Source organism: bacterium (assembly GCA_037143175.1).
In the GTDB taxonomy this organism is placed as follows: Bacteria; Verrucomicrobiota; Kiritimatiellia; order CAIKKV01; family CAITUY01; genus JAABPW01.
In genome coordinates this window covers 1-8681 of sequence record JBAWZF010000080.1, presented here as the reverse complement: position 1 = coordinate 8681, position 8681 = coordinate 1, and the positions used below count along the sequence as shown (strand labels likewise).

9 protein-coding genes are annotated in these 8681 nt (G+C 52.2%); 6 read left to right on the top strand and 3 right to left on the bottom strand.

Annotated features, from left to right (window positions below):
- The first annotated feature begins 172 nt into the window (after nt 1–172).
- On the top strand, nt 173–1936 hold the full coding sequence (locus WCI03_14595) for a cation:proton antiporter (protein MEI8141082.1): 1764 nt from the start codon (nt 173–175) through the stop codon (nt 1934–1936).
- A gap of 211 nt (nt 1937–2147) precedes the next feature.
- On the opposite strand, the gene WCI03_14590 is transcribed toward WCI03_14595, so the two are convergent.
- Nucleotides 2148–4265, bottom strand: coding sequence for an ATP-binding protein (locus WCI03_14590; protein ID MEI8141081.1), 2118 nt, complete (start codon nt 4263–4265; stop codon nt 2148–2150).
- A gap of 265 nt (nt 4266–4530) precedes the next feature.
- On the opposite strand from WCI03_14590, the gene WCI03_14585 reads away from it, so the two are divergent.
- Nucleotides 4531–5397: a transporter substrate-binding domain-containing protein gene (locus tag WCI03_14585; GenBank protein ID MEI8141080.1), complete on the top strand. Its 867-nt coding sequence runs from the start codon at nt 4531–4533 to the stop codon at nt 5395–5397.
- A gap of 4 nt (nt 5398–5401) precedes the next feature.
- Nucleotides 5402–5560: a hypothetical protein gene (locus WCI03_14580; GenBank protein ID MEI8141079.1), complete on the top strand. Its 159-nt coding sequence runs from the start codon at nt 5402–5404 to the stop codon at nt 5558–5560.
- Nucleotides 5561–5620: 60 nt separating this feature from the next.
- Here the strand turns inward: WCI03_14580 and WCI03_14575 are convergent, their stop codons facing one another.
- Nucleotides 5621–6007 carry a response regulator gene (locus WCI03_14575; GenBank protein MEI8141078.1) on the bottom strand — a complete coding sequence of 129 codons (387 nt, stop codon included), beginning with the start codon at nt 6005–6007 and terminating at the stop codon, nt 5621–5623.
- 307 nt (nt 6008–6314) lie between these two features.
- Between WCI03_14575 and WCI03_14570 the strand changes: the two genes are divergently transcribed.
- Entirely contained in the window at nt 6315–6551 is a 237-nt protein-coding gene (locus tag WCI03_14570; GenBank protein MEI8141077.1) for a helix-turn-helix transcriptional regulator, read from the top strand.
- Between the two features lie 9 nt (nt 6552–6560).
- Here WCI03_14570 and WCI03_14565 read toward each other — a convergent pair whose 3' ends face one another.
- On the bottom strand, nt 6561–6842 hold the full coding sequence (locus tag WCI03_14565; GenBank protein MEI8141076.1) for a helix-turn-helix transcriptional regulator: 282 nt from the start codon (nt 6840–6842) through the stop codon (nt 6561–6563).
- 63 nt (nt 6843–6905) lie between these two features.
- Between WCI03_14565 and WCI03_14560 the strand changes: the two genes are divergently transcribed.
- A complete protein-coding gene (locus WCI03_14560; GenBank protein ID MEI8141075.1) occupies nt 6906–7145 on the top strand; it encodes a hypothetical protein in 240 nt (79 codons plus the stop codon).
- A gap of 78 nt (nt 7146–7223) precedes the next feature.
- On the top strand, nt 7224–8393 hold the full coding sequence (locus WCI03_14555) for an ankyrin repeat domain-containing protein (protein MEI8141074.1): 1170 nt from the start codon (nt 7224–7226) through the stop codon (nt 8391–8393).
- The last annotated feature ends 288 nt before the right edge of the window (nt 8394–8681 follow it).

Below are 8681 nucleotides of genomic sequence, written 5' to 3'. Positions count from 1 at the left end.
CGCTGGGCCGAGGGGGCAGAACCCGGTCGGCCCCTCCCCAGTGTCTGAATCGCAGGCAGAGTTTCTGACCGCTTGCAGCGTTTTTGGTTATCGGTTATTAGTTATTGGGAAATCATAATTTTCCCAGCAACCAATAACTGATAACTTTTTTATGCAAAGCATCGACCTCATAATGACCCTCACCCTGGGGCTGGCAATCGCCCTGGTTCTCGGATATGTCATGCAGCGGCTGAAGCTGCCAACCGTGGCGGGTTACCTTCTGGCTGGGATTGTGGTGGGCACCAATACACCCGGTTTTGTGGCCAATCAGGAACTGGCTGATCAACTGGCTTCCGTCGGCATCATCCTCCTGATGTTTGGAGTGGGCCTCCAGTTCAATTTTAAAAAACTGCTGGGAGTCCAGCGCCTCGTCCTCCCTGGCGCCCTGATTCAAAGCCTGACCGCCGCCTTCCTAGGGACGTTGGCTGCCGTGCTTCTGGGTTTTGACTGGAAGGCCGGAGTCGCTTTTGGATTGTCAATCTGCGTCGCCAGCACCGTGGCCCTCACCCGTGTTTTGTCGGATAACAACAAGCTTCATACCCCAATCGGCAATATCGCGGTCGGATGGCTCGTGATCGAGGACCTTTTAACGGTTCTGATCATGGTGCTGCTGCCTGCGGTCTTCGGGCCTGGCCAGACGGGCATCGCCGCCCTCTCCTGGAGCGTAGGGATTTCGCTCTTTAAGATCACCTTGCTCATTTTAATCGCATTTTTTCTGGGGGGCTGGCTCATTCCCCGATTATTACGCCATGTGGCGGCCACGCGTTCCCGTGAGTTATTTACCCTCACCATTCTGGTTGTGGCGCTGGGAATTGCCGTCTGTTCCTCCCTGTTTTTCGGCGTTTCAATGGCACTGGGGGCCTTCCTCGGCGGGATGGTGGTGGGGCGATCAGATTTCAATCTGCGGGCTACGACGGAAGCGCTTCCCCTGCGCGATACGTTCGCAGTTCTCTTTTTTGTATCGGTCGGGATGCTCTTCAATCCACACCATCTGCGGGAAATGCCGAGTCTCTGCCTGACGGCACTGGCACTCGTGCTGATTGCCAAACCTTTGATTGCCGGCTCCGCAATATTACTTCTGGGATATCCTACGCGCATCGCATTTTCCATAGCCGTATCATTAGCCCAAATCGGCGAATTTTCATTCATTCTGGCCGGTCTGGGCAGCCAGTTGGGGTTGCTTACCCCTATGACAGGAAACGCACTGGTCCTGGCGTCAATCCTCTCGCTCATGGTAAACCCCCTGCTCTTTCGGTTGGTGGATCCCGCCGAACATTGGCTGGCACAGCGGCCCAAACTCTGGCGGCTGCTGAACCGGCGGGCCAATCAGAAAAATGACAGTTTGGAGGCCAGCCTACCTCCAGAGACCTCCAGTACGCCCCCGTCCCATCGTGCCATCATTGTCGGTTATGGCCCTGTGGGACAGACCCTGACACAACTTCTTCGTAAAAATAATATTTCACCGACGATCATTGAAATGAACATTGAAACTGTTGACCATCTGCGTTCACGAAATATCGCGGTAATGTATGGGGATGCCGCTCATGTGGAGACCCTGAAGCGCGCAGGAGCAGCGCGAGCAGCGACCTTGATTTTAAGCGCCCCCGGGATTGCTTCGGCGTCAGATATCATCCGCCATGCCCGGGAGCTCAATCCTGATATCCTCATTCTGGCTCATGCCGGCTATCTCAAGGAACTCCACGCCCTTCACCACGCGGGTGCCAACCATGTATTTTCCGGGGAGGCCGAAGTTGCCATCGCCATGACGGCATCGATCCTGGGTCAACTAGGCGCTTCGCCTGACCAGATTGACCGCGAACGCTACCAATTGCGCGCTGATTTACTGGACCAGAAAAACCATACGAAAAAGTTTTTCTTTGATCATCGCGCTGGGTAAACCTCTGTTCAGATAGGTTCGTGTTCGATCAAATAAAGCGTCTAAAGGGGGATCGTGGCGAAGCCACGCCCGGAGTTATAACTAAGATCCGCGCGGCCTCTAGAATTAATTATTTCAGAAGCGATGAGATGAATTGCTATGACCGAGTTTCTATTTGTGTGTCCCTATTTTTTCCTGCTCTTTCATGGGGTATGAGTTGCTATTCATCGCCTCACTCCATTCGCCGATCAAGCCGCGCCCTCACGGCACGGGCCAGATCTTCGAGGGTATAGGGTTTGCCAAGCCAGTCAACGCCCATTGCCTTGACTTGATTTTGCTTTTCTTGAACCGAATAGCCGCTAATGATAATAAGCTTTTGTGTCGGATATAACTGTAATATTTTCCGGCAGACGACCATTCCATCGAGCCCCTCCATGCACATATCTGTCATCACGAGGTCGAACGGAGTCGGCTTACCGGCCTGTACGGCCTCCTGAAACAGCTTCACGGCTTCTTCTCCATTGGATACGACTGTTGGTTTATAACCCAACTTCATTAAAGCCCGCCTCGCAAGAACCAGCTGACCAGGCTCATCATCCACTATCAGGATCCGCTCATGGCCGCCCACGACGATAGTCGCGGCAGGCATCTCAGACACGATCGCTTCCTCGGCCGGTAGATAGACCGTAAACGTGGCCCCTTTGCCGGGCTCACTCTTGACATCCAGAAACCCATCATGATCCTTCACCAACCCGTGCACCACCGACAATCCCAGCCCGCTACCGCTGCGTTCACTGGGCTCTTTGGTTGAAAAGAATGGCTCAAAGATCCTGGCGATGATCTTTGAATCTATCCCGCAACCCGTGTCTGCAACTTCAACAATCACATACTCCCCTGCAGGCACATCTTCATACCCTTGGTACGATTCCGCAAATACCTTTCGACCGGTCCGGACCACCACATCGCCCCGCCCTTCAATCGCCTCCGCCGCATTGCCCACCAAGTTAGCCACCACTCGTATCAGTCTCGAATCCGAACCAAGGCACGCAGTTGATTCGGCAGTCAGTTCACTTACTATCTTCACATCCGGCCGCTTATCCTGTATGGCCCTGATCTGATTCGAATCTATCACTTGTCGCACCACCTGGTTGACATCTATCAGCGTCTTCTTGAATTGGCCCCGCCGGCCCATCACCACCAGATCGTTGACCACCGCAGCAGCCCGCAGGGCAGAGGTCTTCAATATCTGCACGTCCTGGCGGACATCCGCATACTCAGGATCGTCAGGACTCCCATGCCGTTCGATATACCCAGATATCATGTCCGGCAGTACAACAATCGGGCCCAGCACATTGTTTAGGTCATGCGCCACACCCCCGGCGAGCATCCCAAGAGCCTCCATCCGCCCCGCCTGTTCCAGTTTCGCCATCAACACCTTCTCTCGTGCCTCGGCCTGCTTGCGCTCGGTGATGTCTTCAAATACGCCCAGCACGGCAAAGGGACGCCCAGCCGCATCGCACAGCGGCACCTTGGACGTGTCCACCCAGAGACGACGTCCGCTGGCCGCCTGCACCTGCTCAATTATGTGAAATTCAGGACGGTTGTTCCGGATGACATCCCCGTCGACGGCACAATACGCTTCGGCCTCCTCCCGCGTCCATGGCAGGCCAAAGTCCGTCTTGCCAACGACTTGGGATGGCTCGTTAAGCCCAACGATAACCGCAAACACCCGATTGCATCCGAGATAGCTGCCTTCGCGATCTTTCCAGAAAACGGCTTGGGGCACGGTATTGAGGATCAAACTAAGGGTTTCACGGCTTTTCTGAAGTTCTGCCGTCCGCTCGCCCACCGCAATCTCAAGAGTCGCTTTCGCCCTCACGGTCTGCAGGAAATATTTGAACGCCAGCAGAAACAGCCCCATGACAAGGAACAAATACCCATAGACGTAAACCGTTTTATGCCATCGCACAACCTGCAACCAGCCTATTACCGTCCCTTTCTCTTTGTGCATGATTGAGGTGCGGAGTTCCTTTTGGGAAATCAACCCGGCGCGAAGAAAGAGGGTTTCTAAAAAATGGGCTTCCGGACCACGCACTTCAATGAATGGCTTATCGGCATTGACGGCAAAGACCGTGATGCTTTCATAATCGCTAATTAATGCCGCAGCTTGAAGATATTTCAACGCCCCTTCCTCATCAAAGTTCCACACCGCGTTGGCAATGATGGCAGCCTGCTCTCTCAGTTGTCCGACGGCGATCCGGCTGAACCGGATTTCCCAACTGATTACAAAGGCGGAAAAAAGTGCGAGGAGCACCATCGCCAGGGAAACGGTATTAAGAAATTTATTCATGTGCCCATTCCGTTCCGTAAATCACTTGAGAGTACCGGGTTCTGCCCATCATGATGGCTCTGAATGCTTCCCCTGTAAAGTCTTGAGTTGTGAGAGCTGACCTCCCCTCACCTTGACTGTCCAGTGCCTTTCGTCTAAAGTTCCTCATTACTGCAGGAATCCATTGTCTATCCGTTCATGCGCGCACTCTTACAGGAGGGAAGCATGCGGGAAGATTCGTGAGTGATAAGCAGCCCTTGATCAACAATTCAATCCAACTGGATGTATGACTATAAAATACCGCCTAATGGTGACCGTCATTGGATTCGTATCGGCAGTAGTGAGCGCGGCATACGCCCAACACATCGTCATTTCAACCTTAAATGCGCATGACCCGGCGACAGAAATTGCTGAAAAAATCATGACGGAAGCCTATAAACGAATTGGCTTGACGATGGATATTCGCTATTTCCCCGGAGAACGAGCCCTTGAAACCGCTAACTCTGGCGATGTGGATGGGGAGCTTTACCGAAAGAATGGGATTGAGCAAACTTTTCCCAATTTGATCAGGATACCATTCGTCATCTCAAAAAATGATTTTGTAGTTTTCACTAAATCCAAGTCATTTAAGGTGAAGGGATGGGAAAGTCTTGCGCCCTATAGCGTCGGGTATCAGCGCGGGGTGAAAGCCATTGAAATGAATCTTACAAAAGACACGAAGGCAGAAGCTGTGACCACACTGGAACAAGCCTTTAAGAAACTTGACCAGGGAAGGAGTGATGTCGTCATAGATGCCCGTCTATCAGGCCTGCGACTACTCAAAGACATGCGGTTGAACGGGATTGGCATAGTGGAGCCACCGCTCGCCCAAATCGAAAATTTTCATTACCTGCACGTCAAAAACAAGCATCTTGTCGAACCGCTCACGATGTCATTGCAACAGATGGAGAAAGAGGGGGTCTTGCAAAAGCTCCAGCAGCAAGTTGTGGAAGCCATTCAATCCCCTCTAGTGATATCGCGTGTTGAGGCGTGTCCCGACAGGTGTGTATCGGTGCCGCCCGAAAGGGAATCTACGATTATTCTTGGCAATACAAATATGAGGCCGCCGCTTCCGGCAAGAGGACTGACAAGGGATATTCACACACGGGAGTAACTCGATGACCACACCCGCCGCCGTCTCCACGCTGAGAACGCTACTCACGGCACAGCGTCTGGCCGCCGTGGCGACTCAGCAAAACGGAGATCCCTACACCAGCCTTGTGGCGTTTGTCACTTTATGTTGCGCGCAACATAAAATGACATGCGCACAACTATGAAAACGATGTTTCAGGGCGGTCTCAACGGGTGTGTGCCCGTACCACCATAAAAGCGATTTCTTATCCATTCCGTTCGGCCAGCATCAACCAGACCTCAAGTTCCACGAAGTCGAGGGGTTTGGTGAAGAATCTGGTGCCATATTTCGCCAAACGCATCATAACAGAATCGGGGATCCCTTTGCCGGAGAGGAGTGCAAGGCGTTTGCACTTGCATCCTTTTTTCATGATCGTTTCGATGAATTGTGCCCCATCTACTTCCGGCATGTCATAGTCCGAGATGATGATATCGGGACACGTGGATTCAGGGAAACAGGCCCCGTGTCGTGCCGTGTAAATGGGACACGAAAGCGGGGTGTCGTAGGTTAAAACCGCATGGCCCCGGCGGCGGAAAACGCCACCCAACACATGCAGAACCATGGGGTCATCATCAACGAAAACGATTTTCATTCCAACCGATATCCCTTCTGACTCCCCCCAATCGAGCGCGGGACTATAGTCGAGACCGCATTTTGAGGGCAAGAGATTTTTAATTATTAATTTGACTCCAATATGCGGTTATTTTAGCCTCCTGCCTCTTTTTTGCGGGCGGGGGGATTTATGCGACATAACAAATCATTTGGAATCAAAGTAGAGGAGGCCAGAAAACAGGTCACACCGAAGATGTCCCGGAGTGAACTTGCCAAACGACTCACGAGCGCGGGGGTAACCGTCAGCGCCTCTGACGTTACTGAGATCGAGGCCGGGAAACTTGGTTATGACCAATACAAAAGAACATAAAATAATTGGGAAATGGCTTAGAGGGAAACGGGAAGAAGCCTGCTTATCACGGGCTCAATTGGCGGGATTAATCGGACAAAACGAGTCTTTTATTGGACGTTACGAATCAGGCGTTCGACTTGATGTCATCCAGTTCGCCAAAATCGTCATCGCTCTGAAAGCCGACCCCTGTAAAGTCTTTAAACAGTGCCTGGAGAATGTAGAACAGGAGTAGTGCGGCGGATCAGACCTTACGCTTTCGGGCTTTGACGACTTTCGAAGCACCGATAATTTTTTGAATCATGTCCCTGTATTCAATCTCGGCATTCCTATCAAGCACCTTGCAGACCCAGAAAAACTCCACTACATCCAGACGCCGCTTACCTGTTTCAATGCGCCACACGAACGAATTCTCACGCCCCAAAAGCTTGGCAAGATCACGCTGTGAAAGTCCCGCGTCATCCCGCATTTTAACCAACTTTGCAAGAACATGCTGATACTCAGGACTATGGATTGATTCCGTCATGTTTTGAATTCCCCCTTTTAATATTAGAACATAATCACCCTGCTTTTGCCAGAAATTTCCAAAATGCTCTCAGTCGGACACAGCAATCCCGCCATGACGCGACATTACACCCACACCAGCGAGGCCGCCGCAATTGCCGCCGTAGCGTCTCTGCCGTCCATTATGGCTGAAGAAGCCAAAGCCCTGCCCCCGGCACCAGTGCCCCGCCTGATCGATGCGGAGGCCGTTCTGGCGATAATTGAAGGGGCGACAGCAAAGACATGGAAAGCCAAGATGGATGAATTGCGGGTGTTGTGTAAGTGAGGCAGAAAAGCTTGCTCTGAAGTCTGATCTTACGTTCTGAGCGTTGTGGAAATTGCGGGAACGATCTTCTGGAGGCACATGCAAACATTAACCATAGAGCAAACGAAGGAACTACGAGGGCTTTGCCATGCCGGCAGACTTTATGATATCGAAAAAATGTTGGCGCAATACGGAACGATTACAGCCCATCCTGATGTGAAACGTGCCCCCATCGACATTGCGATGAAACTGGGGTTCCACAGCCTTGTTGAACTATTAATCCGGAAGACTGATGACATAAAAGTCAAGAATCACGCGCTACGCGCCGCTGTACGCAATAGGCGCTTCGATATGGTCGAAATGTTGGTGGGTTATGGCGCTGACCCGTTGTCGGCGCCTTTCGAAGACGTTCTTTGCTCCTATGATGCGGAGATGGGGCGTTACTTCATGTCCAAGGGGGCCGATCTTGTCACTGGCAACCCATTTGCCATCGCGTTTCAGGAGTGTACGAGGCCAGCATTAGGGGTCTACCTTGACGCATACAAAGCGTACCCACATTTGAAAGACGCACTTCAGCGTCAACTCGATATGGCGCTAAGTTACCACTGCAAAGACGGCAGCATCAAATGGGTGTCGCTCCTGATGTGGGCGCATGCAGATCCGCTGGCGCGTGTTCCCGGCCTTGACGATCCGGAGGAGGATCTGGATGACCCCGCACTGGGCTGTACCGGGGCAAGATACGCAGCCATGGAGGGTCATCTTGAGGTCATCAAAAGAATTTGCGTCAACCATACCAAGCCGGGGTGGCAGGATGCGCTGCGTTCAGCATGTTCATTCGGCCATACCTCTATTGTCGAGTTCCTCCTGGATAAGGGAGTCAAACCCAATGACAAACCAAATGGAGGAGCTTCAGGCCTTGATTCTGCTCTAAATGCCATTGGCCGGGGCGCTAGATTTTCAAAAAACAGTCCCTACCCCTACCCTTGCACAGCCAGTCCGTCCATTGAGGTAATCCGCTTATTGGTTGAACATGGTGCCCTCTGGGTACCCGATGACAACAGCGCCATCAATGGGGCAAGGCGTTCACTTTATGAAGTCGAAAAAAGATATACATTGGACGTGATCAAACTCTTCGCCACGTATGGTGCTTGCGACAAGAACCTACTTTGGAAATTTGTTTCCTCCAGCACAATGGTTGGGCGCCTAGCTCTAGATGATCTGGAGAAACTGATAGACAAGCAGTGGCTAAAAGGAAGGAGACTGCCATGAATGCGGAAAGCCCTTCCGCACACATGTGGTCAATGGATCGAAGCCGCACTTTGGGTGAACCCGAGTCGACTTCCCCTGCCGGATCCATTTATCGACCTGATTCAGATTGTTGGACCAGCAGAGTGCCTGGAATGCCCGAGACTCCTCAAGCGATAGCGTGGTTTCCATATATGGCCTTTCCCCCAAGAGCTTATACGGGCTCTTTGCCTCGCAAGGTGCCTCTGATGAAACGCACCTGTTTTTTGACCTGCGACAGGAGATTGCGGTATTTCGCGCGGAATTCCTTGG